Origin of the sequence: Gordonia aurantiaca (assembly GCF_039939235.1) — a bacterium.
Taxonomy (GTDB): domain Bacteria; phylum Actinomycetota; class Actinomycetes; order Mycobacteriales; family Mycobacteriaceae; genus Gordonia.
The window spans coordinates 182,696-207,719 of sequence record NZ_JBDUUF010000004.1 but is presented as its reverse complement, the minus strand read 5'-3'; the positions used below and the strand labels follow the sequence as shown (position 1 = coordinate 207,719).

The window sequence follows — 25,024 nt, the reverse complement described above, 5'->3', positions numbered from 1 at the left end:
GTGCCCCCGGCACATCGGGGAGAATCCCTGAGATTTCCACCCGATCCGAACCGGGGGTATCCGGAGACCCTGAGGTCGGTCGTCGGGGAATCGGGGGTGAACCCCGATGTCCGGATCCGGCGGGCGTGGGACCATCGGTGTTGTGAGTCGAACGGAGGTGGAGCCTGTCCCGCGCCTGGTGCGCAGGGACGGCGGCCGGGTGATCGCCGGCGTCGCCGGTGGAATCGCGGACCATCTGGGCGTCGACGTCTTCCGCGTCCGGGTCGTTTTCGTGGTCCTGGCGGCGCTGGCAGGAGCCGGCGTGGCCGCCTACGGCCTGCTGTGGTTCTTCTGTCCGCCCGGCAACGACACCGATCCACCGAAGCCGGGGGAGCGTCGCCAGTCGCTCGGCCTCGCGGTGATCGGTCTCGTGGCGATGTCCATCGTCGGCTTCGCCGCATCGGGCACACCCGCGGAGTATCTGGTCCCGTTCGTGTTCATCGCGATCGGCGCGAGCCTGGTCTGGCGCGAGTTCGACACCTCCCATCGCACGCCGCGCACTCCGCTGCTGACGTGGACACGGCTCATCGGCGGGGTCGTGCTGGTCGTCGGTGGGCTCGTCGTGATCGTGGTCGCCGGGGACCGCAGCTTCGGCGGACTCAACTCGACGATCCTCGCGGTCGTGGCGACGCTGATCGGCGTGGTGCTGCTGACCGTGCCGTTGTGGATGCGCATGTGGCGCACCCTGAACGAAGAGCGCGCGGCGCGCATCCGCAATGCCGAACGTGAGGAGATCGCCTCGCACCTGCACGACTCGGTGCTGCAGACCCTCGCACTGATCCAGAAGCGGGCCAATCGCCCCGAAGAGGTTGCACGTCTGGCCCGCAGCCAGGAGCGGGAGCTGCGGGCCTGGCTGTTCGGGGACCCCGCCCAGCAGCGCGGTTCGCTCGCGGCCGCCATCCGCAGTGTGGGTGCCGAGGTCGAGGACGCCTATGGCATCGAGGTCGAGATCATCACCGTCGGCGACCTGCGGCCCAGCGACGCGCGGGACGCGAAACGATGGTCGGCGCTGGCGGGTGCGACCCGCGAGGCACTCGTCAACGCCGCCAAGCATTCCGGCGAACGCAGCGTCGACGTGTACTGCGAGGTGTCCGACGAGCAGGTCGAGGTGTTCATCCGTGATCGCGGCGTCGGATTCGACCCTGCGATGATCGACGAGGACCGACAGGGCATCAGCCGTTCGATCCGGTCCCGCATGGAACGTGCGGGTGGTCGTGCGTCGATCACGTCGACGCCGGGTCGCGGCACCAACGTCGCACTCACGATGCCGAGGGGGGACGGTGTCCCGGTCGAGGAGACGCCCGGCAACCGGGACACAGAGGCCGGGGAGATCCCGGCCGATGGGATGGAGGCCGGGCAGGCCGATCGAGAAGCAGCGCAGAACTGGAAGGTGAGATGACCGGAGAACAGATCCCCACCAGCTCGTCGAGCACCGACACCCCGGAGGACGCCGCGGCGTCGACCTACAGCGTGTATCTCGTCGACGACCACGCCGTGTTCCGCTCGGGTGTGCGCGCCGAACTCGCCGACGAACCCGGCCTGCGTGTGATCGGCGAGGCCGGCACGGTCGGCGAGGCGATCGACGGCATCGTCTCCACCACCCCCGACGTGGTGCTGCTCGACGTCCACATGCCCGCCGGCGGCGGTGTGGCCGTCCTGCGTGGGGTCGTCGACCGGATGGGGCCCGATTCGGCGCCGGTTTTCCTCGCGCTCAGCGTCTCCGACGCCGCCGAGGACGTCATCGCCACGATCCGCGCCGGCGCCCGCGGCTATGTCACCAAGACCATCGACGGCTCCGAACTCGCCGACGCGGTGCGGCGCGTCGCCGAGGGCGACGCCGTGTTCAGCCCGCGCCTGGCGGGGTTCGTGCTGGACTCCTTCACCGGCAAGTCGACGGCCCCCGAACCGCCGCTCGACCCCGAGCTCGACTCGCTGACACGCCGGGAACTCGAGGTCCTGCGCCTGCTGGCACGCGGGTACACCTACCGGGAGATCGCCGAGGAGCTGTTCATCTCGATCAAGACCGTCGAGACCCACGCCTCCAACGTGCTGCGCAAGACCCAGCAGTCCAACCGCAACGCGCTGACCCGGTGGGCGGCGACGCGTCACATCGGCTGATCCTGCCGCATCCCCACAGCCGCCGGGCCGCCGAAACGGAGCGGGTGGGTCCCAGGGTGCCCGGTGGGCTCAGCGCTCACCGCCACAACGCGATCAGCAACACCACCAGCACGGCCAGCACCGCGAAAAACACGAATACCGACACCGCGAGGGCGGTGCTCGACGTCGCCGTCTCCCGTGCCTGCCGCGCCCAACTCTGGGTCTGGTACGACGCGGGTGGCCGGGGCGTCGAGTACTGGCGCGTCGGATGGGACGGGCTCGTATGCGGTTGCGGCGTCGACGACATCAGCGTCGGTGCATGCGAATCGCGGGTCTGGGGGATGTCGCGCGACGCGCGGTCACCGGCCGAGCCGGGGGAGTAGGGCGGCAGTGTGGCCGCACCGACCGGGCGATGGCCGCCGGTGGTCGCGGAACGGGCCGCGTTGCGCTGCGCCCACACCGGGGTACCGGCGCCGGGACGGGTGATGAGACCGGTGAGCACCTGCTCGCGGGTGCCGCGCGACCCGGCGGCGACCTCGGCGAGCAGGTCGCGCGCCTCGGCCATCGTCGGGCGCCTCGTGGGGCTTGGCTCCAGCAACCGCAGCAGGACCGGCTCGAGTTCACCGGCGTTCTTCATCGGGTTGATACGGGCACGGGCGACCTTGTGCAGCAAGGCGATCGAGTTGTCGTCGACACCGAACGGCGGCCGGCCCTCGACCATCGTGTACACCGTGGCGCCCAGCGAGTAGACGTCGGACGCCTCCGACGGCTCGGCGCCGCGGGCCACCTCGGGTGCGAAATACGCCGGGGTGCCGGTGATCACGCCGGTCTGGGTCAGCGACACGTCGTCCTTGGCCCGTGAGATGCCGAAGTCGGTGATCTTGACCAGGCCCGCGTTGCGGCCGCCCTCGGCGATGAGGATGTTGCCCGGCTTGATGTCGCGGTGCACGATGCCCGCGGCGTGCGCCTCGGCCATCGCGTCGGCCACCTGCGCGCCGATCTGGGCGGCCTCGGCGGGGGCGAGGGTCGTTGTGGCGTGCAGGATCTGGGCGACGCTGCGCGACGGCAGGTACTCCATCACCAGCCACGGCTCGCCGCGGTCGAGCGCGACGTCGTGCATGGCGATCGCGTTGCGGTGCGACAGCTTGGCCGCGATCCGGCCCTCGCGCATGGCGCGCTTGCGGATGTTGTCGGCGGTGTCCTCGGTGAGTCCCTCGGTGGAGACGACCTGCTTGACCGCGACGTCGCGGTCGAGGAGCTGGTCACGGGCGAGCCACACGGTACCCATCCCGCCGCCGCCGATCCGCGATTTCAGGCGGTATCGGCCGGCCACCAGGTACTGCGGACCTGGGGTGTGGTGGGTTCCGGGGGATGGCGGCATACGGCGATGATAGCCGCGCGGCCGTCGCCACGGGCGGCACGCTTGACATCCCCATCGCACATGTGTTCGACTCGTTTCATGCGATGGTCCGAACAGGCGGTCGAGGTCGACGACGGGGCGCTCCCCGGGTTGAGCCGCTCCGGCCTCGTGCGGTCGGTGCGGACACCGGACTTCGAGGGTGTCACGTTCCACGAGGTGCTGGCAAAGAGCGCGCTCAATCGTGTCCCGGAGGCGTCGCATCTGCCGTTTCAGTTCACCGTCAACACCTTTCGCGGGTGTACCCATGCCTGTCGCTATTGCTTCGCCCGTCCGACGCACGAGTATCTAGACCTCGACGCCGGCAAGGACTTCGACACCCAGGTCGTCGTCAAGCTCAACGTGGCCGCGGTGCTGCGCAGGGAGCTCCGGCGCCGGTCCTGGACGCGTGAGACCGTCGCGCTGGGCACCAACACCGACCCCTACCAGCGTGCAGAGGGCCGCTACCGGCTGATGCCGGGGGTGATCGCGGCACTCGCCGAGTCGCGGACCCCGTTCTCGATCCTCACCAAGGGCACATTGATCCGGCGGGACCTGCCCCTGCTGCGGCAGGCCGCGGCCCAGGTCCCGGTCAGCGTCGGGATCTCGCTGGCCATCGTCGATCCGGACCTGCAGAAGAAGATCGAACCGGGGACGCCGTCGCCGAGGGCGCGGTTGTCGCTGATCCGCGACCTCGCCGACGCCGGGCTCGCCCCGCACGTCATGGTCGCCCCGGTGATCCCGTACCTGACCGACTCGAAATCCCATCTCGACGAGTTGCTGGGCGCGCTCGCAGGGGCCGGTGCGTCGGGGGTGACCGCGTTCCCGATGCACCTGCGATCGTCGACCAAGCCGTGGTTCCTGGAGTGGCTGGCCGAGGAGCACCCGGCGCTGATCCGCCGCTACCGCGGGCTCTACGGCCGCGGGGCGTATGTGACGCCCGAGTACTCGTCGTGGCTGCGGGAGCGCATGCAGCCGCTGGTCCACAAGCACGGGCTCGCCGGTTCGGGAGGCCTGCGGCAGACCGGGACCGAGTCCGCCGTCGGTTCGGGGCCTCCCGGGTCGGTCGCCGCGCCCGAACTTCAGCACGCGCTCACGCTCTTCTAGCTTCCCGCGGGGTGTCCGCCGCTCAGGATCGCGGGTTGCGGATCGGATTCGCACGTTCCGGGTGGCGATTCTGTCCGCAGCCCGCGATTTTGGTGGTTTTCGGGACTTGTGGGGTGAAAGATGCTCGTGTGCAACGGGTTACGATGCGGCGATCTCGACATTTGACGCTTGTCGGTGGGTGGTTCTACCCTCTGGGTATCGAAAAGATGTTCGAATGATCGTGCGGGCGGGACCGGTCGACAGCCGCGTCCCGCCGATCGTTCCGACGCCTTTCCGACCCCGATTTTCCGACCCTGATGGCGCAGCAACTTCCCGGCTCGCTCGAGTACCACCACGCGACTGGAGAGTGTCATGGATGTGTCAGATCGTGCCGATGAACTGACGGTTCTGCGCCGCCGCATGGCGGCGATGTCCGGACGCCCCGACCAGCACACGGTAGAGGTCCGCGACCCGTCCGCCGGCGTGTTGCCGATTCCGGAGCCGCTGTCGGAGGTGTTGCCGCACAACGGTATCCCGCGGGGAACCGTCGCCCGGTTCGACGGCGCCAACTCGCTGCTGGTGGCGATCATCGCGTCGGTGACCCGCGCCGGCGGCCGCGTGGGGATCGTAGGGATGTCGCGGCTGAGCCTGCTGTCGGCGGTGGAGATGGGCGCCGTCCTGTCCCGGATCGCGACCATCCCCGAACCCGGTGCGGATCCGGTCGAGGTCGCCGCGGTGCTGCTCGACGGCATGGACCTGGTGATCCTCGGACGACTCGGACCGTCGGGCTCGGGCTCCGGGACGGACGGCGTCGCCCCTTCGCGGGCCCGGGTGGTGGCCGGACGCGTCCGCAAACAGTCGTCGGTCCTGCTGGTCGCCGGCGCCGGGTGGCCGGGCGCGCAGCTGTCCATCGAGGCGCGCGTGCTCACCTACCGGCACACCCCGCTGGTGGCCGGGGCCACCGACCTCGACACCGCGCGCAGTGGCTACGGACGCATCGGCGGGTTGAGACTGCGGGTCACGGCGTCGGGACGCGGCCGGCAGACCCGGAGCACCGAGGTCGAACTCCTCGCTCCCGGTCAGGGGCCCGATCGCATCGTCGAGATGGTCCCGACGACCCGCGTCCGCCCGGTCCTGGCCGTCGCGAACTGACGGAGCGGGCGATGAGCAGACGCACTCTTGCACTCTGGTGTCCCGACTGGCCGGCAATGGCGGCGGCCGCCGACGCCGACCTGCCCCCGCTGCATCCGGTGGCGGTGCTGTCGGCCAACCGGGTCGTCGCCTGCTCGGCGACGGCGCGGGCGGCCGGGGTCCGGCGCGGCATGCGCAAACGACAGGCGCAGTCGGTGTGCCCGGAGATGACCGTGGTGACCGCCGACGAGGGACGCGACCGGCGGTTGTTCGAGCCGGTGGTGACCGCGGTGGCCGAACTGATCCCGACCCTCGAGGTGCTTCGGCCGGGGCTCGTGGTGATCCCCGGCGACCGCGCGGCCCGCTACTTCGGCGGCATCGAGACGCTGGCCGAGGAACTCGTGGACGCGGTGTCGGCCTGCGGCATCGAATCGCAGGTGGGCATCGCCGACGAGGTGTTCACCGCGGTCCTCGCCGCACGGCACGGCCATCAGGTGCCCCCGGGCGGCGACCGTTCCTATCTCGCCGACCGGCCCGTCGGCGATCTCGCCCTCGAACCGAGCCTCGCCGACCCGTCCCGCGTCGAACTGGTGGATCTCCTGCGGCGCCTGGGGATCTCGACGATCGGTGCCTTCGCCGACATGGACGTCGCCGACGTGGCGTCCCGGTTCGACAAGGACGCGGTCGTCGCGCATCGCCTGGCCAACGCACAGCCGGGGCGTGTGCCGTCGGGCAGGTACGTTCCCACGGAGCTGACCGTCGACCACACCTGCGACCCGCCGGTCGACCGCATCGACGTCGCGGCGTTCATCGGACGCACCCTTGCCGAAAGACTCCACCGACGGCTGCGCGACGCCGCGGTCGCCTGCACCCGATTGACCATCGAGGCGACCACCGAACGCGGGCAACAGCATTCGCGGACCTGGCACTGTGCCCAGCCGCTGACCCCGGAGTCGACGGCCGACCGCATCCGGTGGCAACTGGAGGGGTGGCTGACCGGAGGTCGGCGCGGCGCCGCGAAGACCCCGGATTCGCCGATCGTGCGCCTGCGGCTGGAACCGGTGGAGGTCGTCGACGCCGGCGCCCTGCAGCATCAGCTCTCCGACGGCAGCGGCCGGGCCGACGACCCGGACACCGAGGAACGCGCCCGGCGCTCCCTGGTCCGGATCCAGGGGTTGCTCGGCGGCGACGCGGTCCGCATCCCGGTGCTCAGCGGCGGTCGCGGTCCCGCGGAACGGATCACCCTGGTCCCCCTCGGCGACGAGCCGACCCCGCTACGGGACCCGTCGGCGCCGTGGCCGGGGAGCCTGCCGCAGCCCACCCCGACGGTGCTGGTGCAGACGGCGGTTCGCGTGCTCGACGCCCTCGGCCATCCGGTGCGGGTCACCGAGCGCGGCGCGTTCACCGCCGAACCGGTGACCGTCTGCCTGCCGGACTCCCGGAAACCCGGCTGGGGCCTGTGCTGGTGGGCCGGACCCTGGCCGGTCGATCTCGACGGTCCGTCGGCGGGACGCGGCGAACTGGTCGCGCGGGCACAGGTCCTGCTCGACGACTCACGGGCGCTGCTGCTGTGTTACCGCGGCGGGGAGTGGAACGTCGAGGGGGTGTACGAGTGACACGACCGAGCGCGACGGCCTCAGCTGTTGCGGCCCCGAGCGATCACCGGCCAGCGGGTGTCCTCGCCGTCGATCGCCACCAGTTCGTCGACGAGATTGACCGCGTTGCACACATGATTCGGCACCACGCGCACGAGGCTGCCCAGCCGGGGGATGTCGTCACCCGGGGTCCGGTCCGGGAAATCCACCACCGCATGGTGTTCCGACAGCTGCACGATGCGGGCGTCGGGATGATCGAGGAGCCGGCCGTATCCGGTCGCCCACGGGGCGCGGTCGGCCCCGAGGATCTTGCTGCCCGCGTCGACCACGATCCGCCGACCGTCGTCGCGTCGGACCACGGTCGCCACCGCGGTGAGTGCGACGTCGTCGAATCCGCAGGAACCGATCTCGATCTGCTGGGCGTCGTTGAACGGGTAGACGCCGGGCCGGATCTCGGTGAGCACGCCCGGGGTCACCTCGTCGAGCAGCCCGACCGTCGGCGTCGAGCCACCGCTGCGCACGAGCGGTTCGAGGCCATGGGCCCGCAGGCTCTCGGCGGCCGCGGCCAGTGCCCGCACCTCGGCGACGGCCGCGGCGCGCCGGGTGTCCCCGACGCCGTACGAGTGGCCCGGGAAGGTGAACACGCCGATCACGTCGAGTCCCGCGGCACTCGCCGCGGCGGCGACCTCGCCGGCTCGTTCCGGCACCACGCCGGTGCGGTGCTGCCCGGAGTCGACCTCGACGAGCACCCGGATCGACGCCGCTCCCACCGACTCCGCGAGATGCCGTGCCCCGTCGACGGAGTCGACGCCGACCCGCAGCGCCACCCGGTCGGCGAGCGCGCGCAGGCGGGCGGCCTTCGTCGGTCCGGTCCACAGCGGGTAGGCGATGAACAGGTCGGTGCAGCAGGTGACGGCGGCGGCGTCGGCGAAGGCCTCGGCCTCGCCGACGGTCGCGACCGTCAGTCCGACCGCGCCGAGATCTCGTTGCCTACGGGCGATCTCGGCACACTTGTGGGTCTTGGCGTGCGGCCGGACGTCGACGCCGATGCGTCGCGCGGCCTCGGCGAGGTTGGTCAGGTTGCGGTCCAGGCGGTCGACGTCGACCTCCAGGTACGGGGTGTCGATCACGCGTCGGGACCACCTGATCGCCGGCGCCCCATCGCTGCGGCCGATTCGCCGAACAGCAGATACTCCTGGTGCAGGATGCGGGTGGTCAGGTCCGGGGTCAGGCGATGACCGAGCTCGGCGATCGTGCCCAGCGTCGAACCGACCCGTTTGGGCCGGTGGATGATCGCATGCAGCACGCGCGCCGCGGCCTTGTCGACGTCCCAGGTGCCGGGTTGATCCCGATACGCCTCGGTCGGCTCGATCATCCGTGTCTTCACCAGCGGCAGGCGCACATTACTGAACGTGACGTGATCGGACACGGTCTCGGTGCCGGTCACGTCGCTGAACGCTTCCAGGGCGGCCTTCGACGCGGCGTACGCGCCGAACCGCGGGCCACGCGACTGCACCGCGATCGAGGTGACGTTCACGATGTGGCCGGACTGCCGCGCGATCATGTGTGGCAACAGGCCCAGGACGAGGTTCACCGCGCCGAAGTAGTTCACCGCCATGACCCGGTGATAGTCGTGGGCGCGTTCCACCGAGTTGACCGTGGCGCGGCGGATGGACCGGCCGGCGTTGTTCACCAGCACGTCCACGTGCCCATGTTCGGCGAGCACCGACTTGACCAGCGCGTTGACCGATTCGGGATCGGTGATGTCGCACTGATGGGCGAACGCGCGGCCGGGTGGGATGCCCTTCTTGCTGGTCGTCGAGTTCAATTCGTCCACCGCGGAATCGAGTTCGTCGGCGGAGCGGGCCACGATGATCACGTTGGCGCCGCGGGCGACGCACATGCGGGCGGTCGCCTTGCCGATACCGCTCGACCCGCCCGTGATGAGGATGTTCTTGCCCACCAGCGGCCCTCGCGGATCGCGGCGCCGGTTGCGGGACCGGTCGAGATGGCGGGCCCAGTAATGCCACAGCCGCGGTGCGTATTCGGCGAAATCGGGCACGCTGATGCCGTGGTCGTGGAGGACGGCGATGGTGTGGTCGGAGGAGAACTCCACCGGCAACGACACCGCGTCGAGCACCGCCGCCGGGATGCCCTGCTGCGCGGCGACCAGGTCCCGTCCCACCTTGGCCACACCCATCCCGGACAGGTTCAGCACCGGTTCGACGATACGGTGCGGTACCGCGTCGAAACCCTTGGGTGCGTTGAACGCCGGGGCGAGCGCGTTGTACATCTCGGTGGTCGTCAGCGACCGGCTGTCACCGAGATGGAACACCAGGCCGCTGCGCTCCGGCTCCACCGCGATCAGCGCCACCATGGCCGCGGCGACGTAGTCGACGGGCACCATGTTGAGCGTGCCGAGGTCGGGCATGGGCAGGCGCAGCGCCCGCGGCAACCGGCCGAGCATCGCCAGGTGCCCGAAGAAGTAGTAGGGCCCGTCGATTTTGTCCATCTCGCCGGTGCGCGAGTCGCCGACCACGATCGACGGCCGGTACACCCGCCATCGCAGCCCCTCGCGTTCGCGCACGACGCGTTCGGCCTCGAACTTCGTGCGGTGATACGCCGTCGGAAAACCCTGTCCGACCTCGAAATCGGCCTCGGTGAAGCGTCCGCGGTGATCGCCGGCCACTGCGATCGACGACACATGGTGCATGAGTGCGTCGCGGGCGATCGCGAAGTCGGCGACCCGCGAGGTGCCGAGCACGTTGGCCGCTCGCTGCGACTCGGCGTCGGCGGCCATGTCGTAGATTGCGGCGAGGTGGACGACGTGGTCGATGTCGGGCAGCCCGGCCGGGTCGATGCCGAGGCCCGGACTGGTCAGGTCGCCGACGACGGGTGTCACGCGCTCACCCGCGCCGAGTTCGTCGAGCATGGCGGTGAAGGCGGACCGCGACGACTCGCGCACGAGGGCGTGGACGGTCGCATCGGGGTCGACGGTCAGAAGACGCTCGATGACACGCCGACCGATGAATCCGCTGCCTCCGGTGATGAAGTAGCTGGTCATGATGATCCCATCGTGATGCGCTGGCGCCAGGTCCCGCTCGATGTCCCCTCCCCCCGAAGGAGATGGAATCTGTCTGGTACTCAGAGTGACACCTAACTCGGGCCATTGCAATGGGTTCAGGTGAGGAATATCCATTCGAACCCATGTTCGATAGACTGTCGGTGTGGGCTGGGATCAGGGGCCTCCGACGTGGTCGGAGATGGAGCGGGTGCTCTCCGGCCGGGCGCCCGACGGTGGTCGGCCGGGGACGGCGTTCGGCCCCGACGACAGCGACCACGCGATGTTTCCGGGCGACGGCAGCGACAGCCCGGCGTGGTCGCGCAAGCGCGGCGCCTACCAGGCCGCCGACATCTCGCGCGGCTCGTCGTCGGTGGCCTACGCCGAACTGCACGCGCACAGCTCCTACAGCTTTCTCGACGGTGCGTCGATGCCGGAGGAGATGGTGGAGGAGGCCCAGCGGCTCGGTCTGGAGGCGCTGGCGATCACCGACCACGACGGTTTCTACGGCATCGTCCGATTCGCCGAGGCGGCAAGGGAATTCGGGATGCCCACCGTCTTCGGCGCGGAGCTGTCGCTGGAACCCGACGTCGCCCGGACCGGATACAACGACCCGCCCGGCGAACACCTGCTGGTCCTCGCCCGCGACGGCGAGGGCTACCGGCGCCTGTCGCGCACCATCGCCGACGCGCACATGGTCGCAGGGGAGAAGGGGGTGCTGCGCTACGACCGCGCCGCCCTCGCCGGGGCCGGTGGCGGACACTGGCTGATCCTCACCGGTTGCCGCAAGGGTGCGGTCCGGCGTGCTCTCGACCGCGGCGGGGTGGCGGCCGCGGAGCGTGCGCTGCGGGAGATGCTCGAGACCTACGGCCGCGACAACGTCGTGTGCGAGCTCACCGCGCAGGGGCTGCCCGACGACGACGAGCGCAACGCGGTGCTCGCCGACCTCGCCGCCCGCGCCGGGGTCCCGACCGTCGCCACCACCGGGGCGCATTTCGCCGGACCCGGGCGGCGTCGGCTCGCGATGGCGATGGCCGCGGTGCGGGCGCGCACCGACATCGAGACCATCGCCGGTTGGATGCCCGGGGTCGCCGGGGCGCACCTGCGCAGCGGCGACGAGATGGCCCGGCTGATGCCCGCGCACCTCGACGCGATCGACAACGCCGTCGACATCGCGTCGGACTGTGCCTTCCGGCTGGGCCTCATCGCACCGGAACTGCCGCCGTTCGACGTCCCGGAGGGGCACACCGAGGCCAGCTGGCTGCGGGAACTGACCATGACCCGCGCCCGTCGCCGCTACGGCACCCCGGCCGAACATCCGCAGGCCTACCGGCAGATCGAACACGAGCTCGCCATCATCGAGGCGCTCTCGTTCCCCGGGTACTTCCTCGTCGTCGCCGACATCGTCGACTTCTGCAAGGCCAACGACATCCTGTGCCAGGGCCGGGGGAGCGCGGCCAACTCCGCGGTCTGCTACGCGCTGGGCATCACCAACGTCGACCCGGTCGCCAACCAGTTGCTGTTCGAGCGGTTCCTCGCCCCCGAGCGCGACGGCCCGCCCGACATCGACGTGGACATCGAATCCGATCGTCGCGAGGAGGCGATCCAGTACGTCTACCGCCGCTACGGACGGGACCGCAGCGCGCAGGTCGCCAACGTCATCACCTACCGCGGCCGCTCGGCCATCCGTGACATGGCGCGGGCGCTCGGATATGCGCCCGGGCAGCAGGACGCCTGGTCCCGCGCACCCGACACCGCACCCGACGACGTCGCCGAACTCGCCGGCGAGATACTCGGCATGCCACGCCATCTGGGCATCCACTCCGGGGGCATGGTGATCTGCGACCGGCCCATCGCGGACGTCTGTCCCACCGAGTGGGCGCGGATGGAGAATCGCAGTGTGCTGCAGTGGGACAAGGACGACTGCGCGGCCATCGGCCTGGTGAAGTTCGACCTCCTCGGGCTCGGCATGCTGTCGGCGTTGCACTATGCGATCGACCTGGTCGCCGAGCACAAGGGCATCGAGGTGGACCTGGCCGCCCTGGACCTCTCCGAGCCGGCGGTCTACGAGATGCTGTGCCGCGCCGACTCCATCGGCGTGTTCCAGGTGGAGTCGCGGGCGCAGATGGCGACCCTGCCGCGGCTGAAACCCCGGTGCTTCTACGACCTGGTCGTCGAGGTCGCGCTGATCCGGCCCGGCCCCATCCAGGGTGGATCGGTGCACCCCTACATCAAGCGGCGCAACGGCCAGGAGCCGCCCACAGTCGAACACCCGTCGATGGCCAAGGCCCTCGAACGCACCCTGGGTGTGCCGCTGTTCCAGGAACAGCTGATGCAGCTGGCCGTCGACGTCGCCGGATTCGACGCCTCGGAGGCCGACCAGTTGCGGCGGGCGATGGGCTCCAAGCGGTCGCCGGAGAAGATGGAGCGGCTGCGCAAGCGGTTCTACGAGGGCATGGAACGGCTGCACGGCATCACCGGGGACACCGCCGACCGGATCTTCGAGAAGATGGCCGCCTTCGCGAACTTCGGCTTCCCGGAGAGCCATTCGCAGAGCTTCGCGTCGCTCGTCTTCTACTCGTCGTGGTTCAAGCTGCACCACCCGGCCGCGTTCTGTGCGGCGTTGCTGAGGGCACAGCCGATGGGTTTCTACTCGCCGCAGACACTGGTCGCCGACGCCCGCCGGCACGGAGTGGCCGTCCACCGGCCCGACATCAACCTCTCCCTGGCCCACGCCACCCTGGAGAACGAGGGCCTCGACGTCCGGCTGGGGCTCGACGAGGTGCGCGGTGTCGGCGAGGACGTGGCGCAGCGCATCGTCGATGCCCGTGCCGACGGTCCGTACACCGACATCACCGACGTCTCCCGGCGCGCCGGGCTGACCGCGAAGGAACTCGAGGGACTCGCCGGGGCGGGCGCCTTCGACTGCTTCGGCCTCAGCCGGCGTCAGGCGTTGTGGGAGGCCGGCGCCGCCGCCACCGTCCGCGACGACCAGCTCGAGCTGCGTCCCGCGACCGCGACGCCCACCCTGCCCGGGCTGTCCGACATCGAACTGGCCGCCACCGACGCCTGGGCCACCGGCATCACCCCGAAGTCGTATCCGACGCAGTTCCTGCGTCCGCGGCTGGACGCGATGGGCGTGGTGCCCGCGGACCGGCTGCTGGAGGTACCCGACGGCGCGCGGGTGCTGGTCGGCGGTGCGGTGACACACCGGCAGCGCCCGGCGACGGCCTCGGGGGTGACCTTCATCAACCTCGAGGACGAGACCGGGATGGTCAACGTGGTGTGCTCGGTCGGTCTGTGGGCGCGGTACCGTGTACTGGCACAGACCGCACCGGCGTTGCTGGTGCGCGGCCGGGTTCAGAATGCCGAGGGGGCAGTCACCGTCGTCGCAGATCGGCTGCAGCGCATGGATCTTCGGGTGGGGACGAGATCCAGGGACTGGCAATAGCCCCACACGTGTCGTGTCCGAGTCGTCAACGAATCGCAGGAGTCATGTCCGAACAGGTCGTGGTCACCGTCAAACCGAAGAGCAGCAAGGGGCCGCTGGTGGAGACCGGCGAGGACGGTGCCATCACCATCTACGTCCGTGAGCCCGCCATCGAGGGACGCGCCAACAAGGCCGTGGCCGAACTGCTCGCCAAGCACCTCGGCGTACCCAAGAGCAAGGTCGCACTGATCGGCGGTGCGACCGCCCGGACCAAGCGGTATCGGGTGGGGTAGCGCTCAGACCGCGCCCGCGAATCCGTTCTGCCGCCAGGCCTCGTAGACCACGATGCTGGCGGAGTTCGCCAGATTGTGGGATCGACGCCCCGCGAGCATCGGGATGCGGAGCTTCTCGGTGATCTCCGGCTCGGCGAGCACCTCGTCGGGCAGCCCCGTCGGTTCGGGACCGAACAGCAACACGTCGCCGGGGCGGTACTCGACGTCGGTGTGAAAGCGCTCGGCATGCGCGGTGAACGCGAACACACGCTCCGGCTTCAGTTCGTGCCAGGCGGTCACCAGGTTGGGATGCACCGTGACGGTGGCCATCTCGTGGTAGTCGAGCCCCGCACGCTTGACCTGTGCGTCGGACATGGAGAACCCGAGCGGTTCGATGAGATGCAGTTCGCACCCGGTGTTGGCGGCCAGCCGGATCGCGTTGCCGGTGTTCGGCGGGATGCAGGGCTGGAAGAACATGATCCGGAACATGATGTGGCCAGCGTAGTCGTCGGGCGGGGCTGGGGATGACGCGGTGTTCGAAGGGGCAGGGCTCGAGGGGGCAGGGCTCGAGGGGGCAGGCTCCGACGACGCCCGGCGGTGACGAGGCCGCACGCGCGCACATCCACCCGGTCGATATCCACCGGCCGAGATCCACCGGCCGAGATCCACCGGCCGACGGGCCGCGACATCCGGGTGGCGGTCGTGTTCCGGAACGCGGGCGACGACGCGGCGCAACGCCGACCGCTACACCCCGAACCCGGTGTTCGCCCCGCACAGCACCACGCACAGCGTCGAATCCTCGGGTGGCCGAACCGCTCCGGTGGTCACCGCGGCGAGGGCGGCCGCGGTGCCGTGTTCGACGAGGACGCGGTGGGACTCCCACAGCATCCGCCGGGCCGCGACGAGGTCGGCATCGGTCACCGTGACGGCGTCGACGGCGGGGTTCTGCGACACGGTCTTCCAGCAGATGTCGCCGACCCGGGTGGCGCCGAGCGAGTCGACCGCGACCGAGTCGAGATCGACGGTCACCGGTACACCCGCGGCGAGCGCCTGATTCAGGCACGACGCCCCGACCGGCTCGGCGCCGACCAACCGGTCACCGGGACTGAGTGCGGCCGCCAGACCGGCGAGGAGTCCGCCGCCGCCGACGCAGGCGACCGTGGTCAGCGGGCCGGGCACGTCCTCGGCGATCTCCAGGCCGATCGTGCCCGCACCCGTGACGACGTCGGGCAGGTCGTAGGCGTGCAGCAACAGCGCACCCGTCGACTCCGCGAGGCCGACCGCCGCGTCGGCCGCGTCCTGGTAGCGCTGCCCGACGAGGCGCACGTCCGCGCCGAGGCCGCGCAACGTCTCGACCTTCACCGGGGGTGCGTTCTCCGGGACGACCACGGTGCACGGCACACCGGCGATCCGGGCGGCCCAGGCGGCGCCGATCGCGGCGTTGCCGCCCGACGCGACGAGGACGCCGGCGTCGGTCAGGTCGCCGCGCGACCGCGCGTGCAGTGTCGCCCACAGGCTTCCGCGGACCTTGAAGCACCCTCCCAGCTGGAGATATTCGAGCTTGAAGACCACTTCACGAGGGCCGTCGACGGTGTCGATCGAGGTACGCAGGATGGGGGTGCGCCGCAGGTGCGGGGAGATCGTGGCGGCGGCTCGTCGGAGATCGGTGAGGGCTGCTGTCACCACACCGAGACTAGTGCGCTCACGGGCTCGTCCGCCGCAATGGAAGAATGTCCCTCGTGACCGCGATACGACTGGATGGCAAGACGACGCGCGACGAGATCTTCGCCGATCTCACCGAACGGGTGCAGAAGCTGAAGGAAGCCGGCATCACCCCGGGACTGGGCACCGTGCTGGTCGGCGACGACCCCGGCTCCCACTCCTATGTGAAGGGCAAGCACGCCGACTGCGCGAAGGTCGGTGTCGCCTCCATCCGCAAGGACCTCCCCGCCGACGTCACGCAGGAGGAACTGAACGCGGCCATCGACGAGCTCAACGCGGACCCGGCGTGCACCGGGTACATCGTGCAGCTCCCGCTGCCCAGGCATCTCGACGAGAACGAGGCCCTCGAGCGCATCCTCCCGGAGAAGGACGCCGACGGCCTGCACCCGATCAACCTCGGGCGTCTGGTGCTGGGCAAGGAGTCCACCCTGCCGTGCACTCCGCGCGGCGTCATCCATCTGCTGCGCCGCTACGACGTCCCGATCGCCGGCGCCCGGGTGACAGTCGTCGGTCGTGGCGTGACGATCGGCCGTCCGATCGGCCTGCTCCTGACGCGCCGTAGCGAGAACGCCACGGTCACGCTGTGCCACACCGGCACCGCCGACCTCAAGGCCGAGGTCGAGCGCGCCGACATCGTCGTCGCGGCCGCAGGTGTTCCGCACCTCATCACCAAGGACATGGTGAAGCCGGGCGCCGCGGTCATCGACGTCGGTGTCAGCCGCACCGACGCCGGCCTGGTCGGCGACGTCCACCCGGATGTCTGGGAGGTCGCCGGACACGTCTCCCCGAACCCCGGCGGGGTGGGTCCGCTGACCCGGGCCTTCCTCCTCGTCAACGTCGTCGAGCGGGCCGAGCAGCAGCTCGCCGCCCGCGAGGCCGCAGCCGCAGGTGGCGGCACGGCGTGACCCCGGACGAGCATCACGGCGCCGAACTCGCACCCGAGCCGGTTCGCGGGGTGCGTGCGGTCCTCGTCCAGATCCCGTACCTGCTGGTGATGCTCGGCGTGCTCGCGGCGGCCCTCTTCGTGTTGTTCGACCGGTGGCGGCGCGGTTCGTTCGTCTTCGGCGCGGCACTGTTGATCGGCGCGCTTCTGCGGGCCTTCATTCCGTCGTCGAAGGCGGGATTGCTGCAGGTCAGGGGCAAGTTCTTCGACGTCGCGGCGATGACTGCGATCGGTGGCGTGATGCTCTGGCTGGCGACCTCGATCGACTCTTTGGGCACGGATTGATTACAATGAGACCTGAGCGTGACCTTCAGACCATGTGGTCGCGCGCTGAACAGGCCATTTGATCTGCCCATCAGCAGCAACGCTCGATCGCTGCGGCAGACGGACAGACCGCTGGAGTACGTATCACTGCATCACCGACCGACGAGCCCACTGCGAACGAACTGACGGCGATGGGGGTGTCGGCAGGCGCCGGCATGATCCACTACGTCCTGCTGACGCGTGACGACCTCGGCCGCAGCGTGGTGGATTCCCGCGTCATCGACGTCGACCCGTCCGACGGGCTCGACGACGCTGGTCGGGTCAACGCCGGTATCGACGTCATGCTCTCCGCGGCCCGGGAGAACGACACCCGCGTCGGCGCCATCGGCGTCGCCGCCCGTACCGCATCGCAGCGCCGCCGCCTGCGTTCGCGGGGGAGCGGACCCAAACGCCAGATCCGGCTGACCAACGAGAACGAGGCGGTCGCCGCCTATCTCGCCGACACCGGGGAGATCGACCGTTTCGCCGCGCCGGTCGTCGTCGACTGCGGCGACACCGGAATGTCCATCTACACCGTCGATCCCGCCGGCGGTCGGATCGGTGACGTCGAACGCACCAGCGTGATCAGCGGCCGACGTCTCGACCGTGCCATCGCGGCGAAGCTCACCGCGGACAACCCGTCGCTGGGGGACGCGGTCCGGACACGCGCGGGGCGCAGCGAACTCCTCAGCGCCTGCCGCACCGCCAAGGAGGAGATCTCCTACGGCCATCGGAGTTCCGACGAGGCGGCCCGATCGTCGGTGACCCTCCCCGGCGGCTCCGGTCGCGTGAATCTCACCGAATCCCAAGTGGCCGAAGCGGTTGCGCCCATGATCGCGCAGGCGCGCGAGGTGTTCGACCGATACGTCGCCGAGGTGTCGGCGCGGGGCATCGCCCCCGACGCCGTGGTGTTCGTCGGTGGCCTCGCAAATCTCCCGGCCGTTCGCGAGATCGCTCGCGGTCACGACCTCGATACCGTTTGCCCTTCTGCGCCGGAGCTCGTCGCTGCCACCGGCGCCGCCCTGCTGGCCCACCAGACCTATTCCGCCACAACGCGTCTGGCGTTCATCGGTGGACGACGCCAGCGCGAGTGGCTGTCGGCGACGCCGCTCGCGGTCGCCGGCGCGATCCTCGCCGCGACCCTCATCACCATCTACGCGGTGAGTTCCTCGTTCGCCGACCGGAATTCGGACGAGGCCCCGCCGTCGATCAGCAGTGTGCCGGCGGTCGCGACCACCGGTGAGCAGACCCCGGGTACGGGCACCTCGTCGCAGGAACCGTTGTCCGAGCACCCCGGTGAAACGGTGACACCGACTCTCGAGCCGACCATCGAAGTGCCGCAACCGATCCCGCATCCGGGAGGCGGCGCACAGCCGGGTTGGGCCACCACCGAGCTGCCGCCGACCACACCGTCGACCTCCACGACGACGCGTACGCTACTGCCGTTCCCGTGGCCGGATTTGCCGTTCGCGCCCGAGACGACACCGCCGATCCCGCCGGAAGTCCTTCCGCCGGAACTGCGTCCGCGCACGTCGGCCCCGCAGACGTCGTCCGACGACGGGACGTCGGTGGCGCCGCGAACGGGGCAGGTCGCACCGCGAACAGCGGAACCGGCACCCGGATCGGCAGCACCGGGATCGGGATCACCGGCATCGAGAGCACCGGGATCGGCAGCACCGGAACCGGGCGCAGCGGCGCCGAGTTCCTCGAGTCCCGAGCCGGGCGTGGGCGCGCCCGTGCCCGTTCCGTAGCGGGGTCGGCTCGAGAGGGTCGGCCCGGGACAGGACCGCGGGATGACTAGCGGCGCGCCAGTTCGACCGTCTGCTTGAGCAGGTCGGCGATCGCGTCGAACTCGGTCAGGAAGCCGTCGTGACCGGTGTCCGAGCGCACCACGTGCAGACCGCCGACGCAATTGCCGAGCTCCTCGGCCAGCTCCGCCTGAAGCCGCAACGGGAACAGGCGGTCCGAGTCGATGCCGCCGACGATCACCGGCACCTTGCAGTCGTTGAGGGCCTTCTTGACGCCCCCGCGGTTGCGGCCGACGTCGTGATGGTTGAGAACCTCGGTGAGGACCACGTAACTGCCCGGGTCGAACCGCTGTTGCAGCTTGCTCGCCTGGTGCTCGAGGTAACTCTGGATGGCGTAACGCCCGCCGAGCAGCGGGTTCTCGTCACCTTGCGGCTGGTTGCCGAAACGCTCGTCGAGTTCGTGCTCGGAGCGATACGTCAGGTGCGCGATCTGGCGCGCGATGCCCATGCCGGCCAACGGGATCCGTCCGGTGCCGTGGTAGTCCCCGTTGTTCCACGCCGGATCGGCCTTGATGGCCGCGATCTGCGTGTTCTGGATGCCGATCTGGTCCGCGGTGGCGCGGGCGCCGACGGCGAGGACCAGGGCGCTGCGCACCCGGTCGGGGTAGGCGATGGCCCACTCGAGCGCCCGGGCGCCACCCATCGAGCCGCCGAGAACGGCTCCGACACTTTGGATTCCGAGACGGTCCATCAGCGCGACCTCGGCCCGGACCTGGTCCAGGACGGTGATCTGCGGGAACCTCGACCCGTACGGGCGACCGTCGGGCGCGATGGACGACGGGCCGGTCGACCCCTTGCAACCACCGAGGACGTTGGCCGAGATGACACACCACTCGTCGGTGTCGATGGCCTTGCCCGGACCGATGAGACCGTCCCACCAGCCGGCGGACTCGTGCTCGTCGTCCGGCGGGCCGGTGACATGGGAATCACCGGTCAGGGCGTGCAACGTGACGATCACGTTGTCGCGGGACGGCGACAACGTCCCCCAGCGCTGGAACGCCAGGGTGACGTCGTCGAGCCGTTCACCGCTGTCGAGAGGCAGCGATCCGATCTTCATGCCGACGAGCTTCCCGTCCGGGAGTGATTCCCAGTCGGGCTGATCAGACGCTGTCGCGTTCAGGTCGATACTCACCGACAAAGCTGCCTCACCTGTCTCACTTGGCCGCCGCGAAACCCTGTTCGAGGTCGGCCAGGATGTCGTCGATTCCCTCGATGCCCACGGCCAGTCGCACGAGACCGGGGGTCACACCCGCGGCGAGCTGCTCCTCGGGGATCAGCTGGCTGTGGGTGGTCGAGGCCGGATGGATCACCAGCGAGCGTACGTCACCGATGTTTGCCACATGGCTGTGCAGGGTCAGGGCGTCGACGAACTTCTTGCCGGCGTCCACGCCGCCGGCGATCTCGAACGCCACGATGGCGCCCTGGCCGCGCGGGGCCAGCTCCTGGCCGCGCTTGTACCACGGCGAGGACTCGAGCCCGGCGTAGGCGACGGACTCGACCTGCGGGTGGCCCTCGAGGAACTTCGCGACCTTCTGCGCGTTGGCGACGTGACGCTCGACGCGCAGGCTCAGGGTCTCGAGGCCCTGGGCGAGCAGGAACGCGTTGAACGGAGAGATCGCCGCACCGGTGTCGCGCAGCCACTGGACGCGGGCCTTGAGCGCGTAGGCCGGCGCACCGAGATCCGCGAACACCGCGCCGTGGTAGCTCGGGTCCGGGGTGGTGAAGCCGGGGAACAGGTCCTTGCCGTCACGCTGGACGCGCCAGTCGAAGGTGCCGCCGTCGACGATGACGCCGCCGATCGCGGTGCCGTGGCCGCCGATGTACTTGGTGGCCGAGTGCACGACGACGTCGGCGCCGTGGGCGATCGGGTTGATCAGGTACGGCGTCGCGACGGTGTTGTCGACGATCAGCGGGAGGCCGTTGCGGTGCGCGACCTCGGAGACGCCCTTGATGTCGAGGATCTCGTTGTTGGGGTTGGAGATCGACTCGCCGTACAGGGCGCGGGTGTTGTCCTTGATCGCGGCCTGCCACGAGTCGAGGTCCTCGGGATCCTCGACGAAGCTGACCTCGACGCCGAGCTTAGGCAGCGTGTAGTGGAAGAGGTTGTAGGTGCCGCCGTACAGACGCGGGCTCGACACGACGTGTCCGCCGGACTCGACGATGTTGAGGATCGCGTAGGTCTCGGCAGCCTGGCCGGAGGCCAGGAGCAGCGCTGCCACACCGCCTTCGAGAGCGGCGATGCGCTGCTCGACCGCATCCTGGGTCGGGTTCATGATGCGGGTGTAGATGTTGCCCGGCTCGGCCAGGCCGAACAGGTTCGCCGCGTGCTGCGTGTCATTGAAGACGTACGACGTCGTCTGGTAGATCGGGAGCGCCCGCGCGTTGGTCGCGGCGTCGGCGGACTGGCCGACGTGGACCTGCTTGGTCTCGAAGCTCCAGTTGTCTACGGGATTGGTGCCTTCGGTGGCATCAGACATGGCGATTGAATCACTTTCTACGGTCGGCAGAGTCTGACAGACCCTGGTGGGGTCCGACCTTCGGACCCGCGCTTGCCGGGGTTTCGCATCTGCGATCCCTCAACCCGGTCATCACCCGGAGCACCCCACCGCGGTTGGAGGGTTGCCGATCAGCCAGCCGGGGCTTGACGCTGATACTCATGACCTGGCGACAAGGATATAACACGGATGTGAGTGTCTGAGAACCCTCCCGGTCAGCCCGAATCCAACCTCCCGTCGCGCCCCGGAAACGTGTAGACGGCTGTAGTCCGAGCGGGTGATTTTGCGACATCGGGTTCGTGAATCCCCAGTTCAGAATCGTTAGCAAGGCTCAGTGTCACCGCAGGTCAGGCGTGGTCGCCGTAACGTTCCCCCGACACCCCGGGTTGGGGAGTCCTCCTCATCGCGAGGGGGTACTGGGTGGAGTGAGGAGATGGCCTCATGGGGGCGATGGCGCACCTGCGGTCCCGGCGGACGGCACTTTTGATCGCGACGACCACGGGGCTCGCCACCGCCGCGTCGTTCGGACTCTTCGGCGGGGTGCCGGAGGCGGCCGCGGACTGTGGCTCGGGCGCCGTGGTGATCGTGGCGGGTACCAACGATCCATATGCGGTGCATCTCCAAGGCGCCAAGAAGCGTTACGAGGACCAGGGTTACGTCTACGTCAACACCGAATACCCGACGACCCTGTGGCCGCTCGGCGCGACCGGATACGACCAGAGCACGCGGCTGGGATACGAGTCGGCAGCCCGCGAGATCGCGAGCTACCAGGCGCAGTGCGGCGACAAGCCGGTGGTGGTCGTCGGGTACTCGCAGGGCGCCCGCATCGCCGGTGACGTGCTCGCCGACATCGGCAACCACAAGAAGTTCGACGTGAACGGCACTCCGGACGACCCGGACGACGACGTCGAGATCAACCCGGACTCGATCTACGGCGAGCTCTACTCCGATCCCCGTCGCGCCGGGGACAGGACCGGCCGGGGCATCGAACTGTCGCTCATCGGCGTGATCCCGGGCCTGACGATGACCGGGCCGCGCGGGAGTTCGAGCACCGACCCGGGATTCGGCGACGTCTCGTCGCGGGTGGTGTCGGTCTGCATCGAGGGCGACGCCATCTGCGATCTCCCCGATCCGCTGTACGACCCCATCGGCGCGATCGACGGCATCGTCGGCTACTTCACCAAGCACTTCCTGTATCCGGTGGAGATGGGGAAGAGTCCCTTCGACGTCGATTACGCCTGGGACGATCGTGCCACCTCCTGCGTCGACGGTGTCTGCATGCTCTCGGCGAAGTCGGGCTTCGCCGAGCTCGTGCAGGGCTGGGCCACGAGCGTGGGCTACACCGGCGACATCCCGGACTTCCTGGAGAACCGGCCCCGGATCGGCCTTCCGTCGGCGATCACGCTGTCCGGCCTCCAGCCCATCGTCCGGCTGATCCAGGGCTTCGCCCCGCAACTGCCGCAGCTCGGCTACGGCGCCTATCTCCCGGATCTGTTCGTCTTCGACGACATCCTCCAGGGAATCATCACGCTGACCCCGGCCCGGTTCGTGCGGGGTGTGAAGGCCCTCGCCGCCAGCGTCCGCAGCATGGTTCTCGCTCCGGTCAACTTCGTGACGTACTGGGCCGGCGCCCTCGTCGGTCCGACCGCCGGCTCCACGTCGGCGATGCTCACGACGGTCTCGGACGACACCGTCGTGTCGCCGGCGTCGGCGCGGGCGTTCACCCGGGTCGTCGCCGAGATCGACGCGCTCACCGGTGACGAAGCCGGCGAACCGGAGCCCGGCGCGACGGGATCTGACTCGACCGGTTCGGAGGAGAAGAGCGCCGGCGGCGGAACGGGCGGCAGTGATGCGGTCGTCGCGACCGGCGCGCCGTCCGAACCCGTCGTCGTCGACTCGCCGCCGACCGACACCGGCGCCGGATCGCCGACGCCCGCCGGTGGGGACACCGGCACTGCGGTCGACCCCGACCCGGTCGTCACCCGCACGGACACCGACACCTCGGTTTCCGAGGCCCCGGAAGCGATCGGATCCGGTGACGGAGGCCCCGACTCGGAGCCGTCCGGCGGCGGTGCCCCAGGCTCCGGGACCGACGGTGACTCCGGTTCCGACAGCAGCGGTGACACCGGTTCCGACAGCAGCGGTGACACCGGTACGGGGAGCGGCGTGGGCGCGGGCTCGGATTCCGGCGCCGGCGAGTCCTCCGAGTAACCCGCACGATCGCGGGTCGAGCAGCAGAATCGCAGACCAGAGCCTGCGATTCTGGTACGAAGGTGCGATTCTGGGTGGGCTCGGGTGACCGACCTGTGAATGAACTCACCCGGCGAGCGGGAATCGACGGCGCGGGGGATCGGTTGGGATGAGGCGTGCCTGACGTTTCCACCACCGCCGACGCCCCCGACGACCTGACGCCCGCTGCCGCCGTCACGGCCACCGCCCCGGACGCGTCGTCGAAGGTCTCGCCCCGGGTGCGCCGGGCGACGATCCTCGCGTTGGCGCTCGGTGGCTTCGGCATCGGGACCACCGAGTTCGTCGCGATGGGGCTGCTGCCCAACATCGCCGGGTCGCTGGGCGTGTCCGAACCCACCGCCGGTCACGTCATCTCCGCCTACGCCCTCGGCGTCGTCGTGGGTGCGCCCGTCATCGCGGCGCTCACCGCGCGCCTCCCACGACGTGCGTTGCTGATCGCGCTGATGGTGGCGTTCACGGTCGGTAACCTGGCCACCGTCCTGGCCCCGTCCTACGGGCTGCTGCTGGCCGCGCGATTTGTCGCGGGTCTGCCGCACGGGGCGTACTTCGGTGTCGCGGCGCTCGTCGCCGCGCATCTCGCAGGGCCGGGTGATCGCGCGAAGGCCGTCGGGCAGGTGATGCTGGGACTGTCGGTCGCGAACGTCGTCGGCGTGCCCGCGGCCGCCTGGCTCGGGGAGACGTTCGGGTGGCGGTCGGCCTTCGGGATCGTGGTCGCCATCGGCGTCGCGACCGTCGTCGCGCTGATGCGGGTCCTGCCGAGCCTGTCCGGCATGAAGATCACCGATCCGCTGACCGAGCTCGGGGCGCTGAGGCGCTCGCAGGTGTGGTTCACGCTGGTGATCGGAACCGTGGGCTTCGGCGGGATGTTCGCCTTCTACACCTATCTGAATTCGGCGCTCACCTCGGTGAGCGGGCTGTCGGTCGCGGTCGTCCCGCTGGCGCTGATGCTCTACGGCCTCGGCATGGTCACCGGCAACGTCGTCGGCGGATACGCGGCCGACCGCAGTGTCCCGATCGCGATCGTCGGCGGACTGTTCACCAGTGCGGTCACGCTCACCGCGTTCGCATTGCTCGCCGGCAACGGCTGGTTGGCATTGATCCTCACCTACTTCGTCGCGCTCACCGGTACGGCGATGATCCCCGCGCTCCAGACACGCCTCATGGACGTCGCCGCCGACGCGCAGACACTGGCCGCCGCGCTCAACCACTCGGCGCTCAACATCGCCAACGCGCTCGGGGCGTTCCTCGGCGGCGTGGTCGTCGCCGCGGGGTGGGGATTCCGGTCGCCCGCAGCCGTCGGTGCGGTGCTCGCGGTCGGCGGACTGGCCGTCGCGGCGGCCGCCATCGTCTCCGCGCGGAGGCAGCAGGTCTCCTGAGGACGTCGTGGGCGACCCCG

At 69.9% G+C, this 25,024-nt stretch carries 19 protein-coding genes and 1 riboswitch; of the genes, 12 read left to right on the top strand and 7 right to left on the bottom strand.

Features of this window, described 5'->3' with window-relative positions; all coding sequences use genetic code 11:
• Positions 1-142: 142 nt before the first annotated feature.
• Both ABFT43_RS10405 and ABFT43_RS10400 read left to right on the top strand, forming a co-directional pair.
• A complete protein-coding gene (locus tag ABFT43_RS10405) occupies positions 143-1,438 on the top strand; it encodes a PspC domain-containing protein (protein ID WP_457590134.1) in 1,296 nt (431 codons plus the stop codon).
• Entirely contained in the window at positions 1,435-2,157 is a 723-nt protein-coding gene (locus ABFT43_RS10400; RefSeq protein ID WP_347960275.1) for a response regulator transcription factor, read from the top strand. Before ABFT43_RS10405 ends, ABFT43_RS10400 begins: the two co-directional genes overlap by 4 nt.
• A gap of 76 nt (positions 2,158-2,233) precedes the next feature.
• Here ABFT43_RS10400 and ABFT43_RS10395 read toward each other — a convergent pair whose 3' ends face one another.
• Positions 2,234-3,517 carry a serine/threonine-protein kinase gene (locus ABFT43_RS10395; protein WP_347960274.1) on the bottom strand — a complete coding sequence of 428 codons (1,284 nt, stop codon included), beginning with the start codon at positions 3,515-3,517 and terminating at the stop codon, positions 2,234-2,236.
• Between the two features lie 78 nt (positions 3,518-3,595).
• Between ABFT43_RS10395 and ABFT43_RS10390 the strand changes: the two genes are divergently transcribed.
• The 3 genes from ABFT43_RS10390 (at position 3,596) to ABFT43_RS10380 (ending at position 7,365) form a co-directional block, all read left to right on the top strand.
• Positions 3,596-4,639 carry an Rv2578c family radical SAM protein gene (locus ABFT43_RS10390; RefSeq protein ID WP_347960273.1) on the top strand — a complete coding sequence of 348 codons (1,044 nt, stop codon included), beginning with the start codon at positions 3,596-3,598 and terminating at the stop codon, positions 4,637-4,639.
• A 351-nt stretch (positions 4,640-4,990) separates the two neighbouring features.
• A complete protein-coding gene (locus ABFT43_RS10385; RefSeq protein ID WP_347960272.1) occupies positions 4,991-5,770 on the top strand; it encodes a hypothetical protein in 780 nt (259 codons plus the stop codon).
• A gap of 11 nt (positions 5,771-5,781) precedes the next feature.
• Positions 5,782-7,365 (top strand): DNA polymerase Y family protein, encoded by a 1,584-nt coding sequence (locus ABFT43_RS10380; RefSeq protein WP_347960271.1) that lies wholly within the window; start codon positions 5,782-5,784, stop codon positions 7,363-7,365.
• Between the two features lie 20 nt (positions 7,366-7,385).
• On the opposite strand, the gene ABFT43_RS10375 is transcribed toward ABFT43_RS10380, so the two are convergent.
• Together ABFT43_RS10375 and ABFT43_RS10370 are read right to left on the bottom strand one after the other, a co-directional pair.
• Entirely contained in the window at positions 7,386-8,474 is a 1,089-nt protein-coding gene (locus tag ABFT43_RS10375; protein WP_347960270.1) for an alanine racemase, read from the bottom strand.
• On the bottom strand, positions 8,471-10,408 hold the full coding sequence (locus tag ABFT43_RS10370) for an SDR family oxidoreductase (protein ID WP_347960269.1): 1,938 nt from the start codon (positions 10,406-10,408) through the stop codon (positions 8,471-8,473). The genes ABFT43_RS10375 and ABFT43_RS10370 overlap by 4 nt, the downstream gene beginning before the upstream one ends.
• 163 nt (positions 10,409-10,571) lie before the next feature.
• Between ABFT43_RS10370 and ABFT43_RS10365 the strand changes: the two genes are divergently transcribed.
• Entirely contained in the window at positions 10,572-13,856 is a 3,285-nt protein-coding gene (locus ABFT43_RS10365) for an error-prone DNA polymerase (RefSeq protein WP_347960268.1), read from the top strand.
• A gap of 44 nt (positions 13,857-13,900) precedes the next feature.
• Positions 13,901-14,128, top strand: a complete 228-nt coding sequence (locus ABFT43_RS10360; protein ID WP_347960267.1) for a DUF167 domain-containing protein — start codon at positions 13,901-13,903, stop codon at positions 14,126-14,128.
• A gap of 3 nt (positions 14,129-14,131) precedes the next feature.
• Here ABFT43_RS10360 and ABFT43_RS10355 read toward each other — a convergent pair whose 3' ends face one another.
• A complete protein-coding gene (locus ABFT43_RS10355) occupies positions 14,132-14,596 on the bottom strand; it encodes a tRNA (cytidine(34)-2'-O)-methyltransferase (protein WP_347960266.1) in 465 nt (154 codons plus the stop codon).
• A 255-nt stretch (positions 14,597-14,851) separates the two neighbouring features.
• Entirely contained in the window at positions 14,852-15,790 is a 939-nt protein-coding gene (locus ABFT43_RS10350; protein ID WP_347960265.1) for a serine/threonine dehydratase, read from the bottom strand.
• Positions 15,791-15,846: 56 nt separating this feature from the next.
• On the opposite strand from ABFT43_RS10350, the gene ABFT43_RS10345 reads away from it, so the two are divergent.
• The 3 genes from ABFT43_RS10345 to ABFT43_RS10335 all read left to right on the top strand — a co-directional run bounded on the left by ABFT43_RS10345 (position 15,847) and on the right by ABFT43_RS10335 (position 18,826).
• Entirely contained in the window at positions 15,847-16,734 is an 888-nt protein-coding gene (locus tag ABFT43_RS10345) for a bifunctional methylenetetrahydrofolate dehydrogenase/methenyltetrahydrofolate cyclohydrolase (RefSeq protein WP_347960264.1), read from the top strand.
• Between the two features lie 89 nt (positions 16,735-16,823).
• On the top strand, positions 16,824-17,057 hold the full coding sequence (locus tag ABFT43_RS10340) for a DUF3017 domain-containing protein (protein WP_347960448.1): 234 nt from the start codon (positions 16,824-16,826) through the stop codon (positions 17,055-17,057).
• Between the two features lie 170 nt (positions 17,058-17,227).
• Entirely contained in the window at positions 17,228-18,826 is a 1,599-nt protein-coding gene (locus tag ABFT43_RS10335) for an Hsp70 family protein (protein ID WP_347960263.1), read from the top strand.
• 46 nt (positions 18,827-18,872) lie between these two features.
• On the opposite strand, the gene metX is transcribed toward ABFT43_RS10335, so the two are convergent.
• Entirely contained in the window at positions 18,873-20,021 is a 1,149-nt protein-coding gene (metX, locus tag ABFT43_RS10330; RefSeq protein WP_347960262.1) for a homoserine O-acetyltransferase MetX, read from the bottom strand.
• A gap of 16 nt (positions 20,022-20,037) precedes the next feature.
• A complete protein-coding gene (locus ABFT43_RS10325) occupies positions 20,038-21,360 on the bottom strand; it encodes a bifunctional o-acetylhomoserine/o-acetylserine sulfhydrylase (RefSeq protein WP_347960261.1) in 1,323 nt (440 codons plus the stop codon).
• 63 nt (positions 21,361-21,423) lie between these two features.
• Positions 21,424-21,545: riboswitch (SAM riboswitch) on the bottom strand.
• Between the two features lie 274 nt (positions 21,546-21,819).
• Between ABFT43_RS10325 and ABFT43_RS10320 the strand changes: the two genes are divergently transcribed.
• Both ABFT43_RS10320 and ABFT43_RS10315 read left to right on the top strand, forming a co-directional pair.
• Entirely contained in the window at positions 21,820-23,589 is a 1,770-nt protein-coding gene (locus ABFT43_RS10320) for a cutinase family protein (RefSeq protein ID WP_347960260.1), read from the top strand.
• 155 nt (positions 23,590-23,744) lie between these two features.
• Positions 23,745-25,004, top strand: coding sequence for an MFS transporter (locus ABFT43_RS10315; RefSeq protein WP_347960259.1), 1,260 nt, complete (start codon positions 23,745-23,747; stop codon positions 25,002-25,004).
• Positions 25,005-25,024 lie beyond the last annotated feature (20 nt).

Excerpts from the sequence above, each read along its gene's own strand:
- ABFT43_RS10385 (WP_347960272.1), top strand. The coding sequence starts at position 4,991 with ATGGATGTGTCAGATCGTGCCGATGAACTGACGGTTCTGCGCCGCCGC.
- ABFT43_RS10370 (WP_347960269.1), bottom strand. The coding sequence starts at position 10,408 with ATGACCAGCTACTTCATCACCGGAGGCAGCGGATTCATCGGTCGGCGT.
- ABFT43_RS10340 (WP_347960448.1), top strand. The coding sequence starts at position 16,824 with ATGCTCGGCGTGCTCGCGGCGGCCCTCTTCGTGTTGTTCGACCGGTGG.
- ABFT43_RS10390 (WP_347960273.1), top strand. The coding sequence starts at position 3,596 with ATGCGATGGTCCGAACAGGCGGTCGAGGTCGACGACGGGGCGCTCCCC.
- ABFT43_RS10355 (WP_347960266.1), bottom strand. The coding sequence starts at position 14,596 with ATGTTCCGGATCATGTTCTTCCAGCCCTGCATCCCGCCGAACACCGGC.
- ABFT43_RS10325 (WP_347960261.1), bottom strand. The coding sequence starts at position 21,360 with ATGTCTGATGCCACCGAAGGCACCAATCCCGTAGACAACTGGAGCTTC.
- ABFT43_RS10360 (WP_347960267.1), top strand. The coding sequence starts at position 13,901 with ATGTCCGAACAGGTCGTGGTCACCGTCAAACCGAAGAGCAGCAAGGGG.
- ABFT43_RS10335 (WP_347960263.1), top strand. The coding sequence starts at position 17,228 with ATGGGGGTGTCGGCAGGCGCCGGCATGATCCACTACGTCCTGCTGACG.
- ABFT43_RS10395 (WP_347960274.1), bottom strand. The coding sequence starts at position 3,517 with ATGCCGCCATCCCCCGGAACCCACCACACCCCAGGTCCGCAGTACCTG.
- ABFT43_RS10400 (WP_347960275.1), top strand. The coding sequence starts at position 1,435 with ATGACCGGAGAACAGATCCCCACCAGCTCGTCGAGCACCGACACCCCG.
- ABFT43_RS10320 (WP_347960260.1), top strand. The coding sequence starts at position 21,820 with ATGGGGGCGATGGCGCACCTGCGGTCCCGGCGGACGGCACTTTTGATC.
- ABFT43_RS10380 (WP_347960271.1), top strand. The coding sequence starts at position 5,782 with ATGAGCAGACGCACTCTTGCACTCTGGTGTCCCGACTGGCCGGCAATG.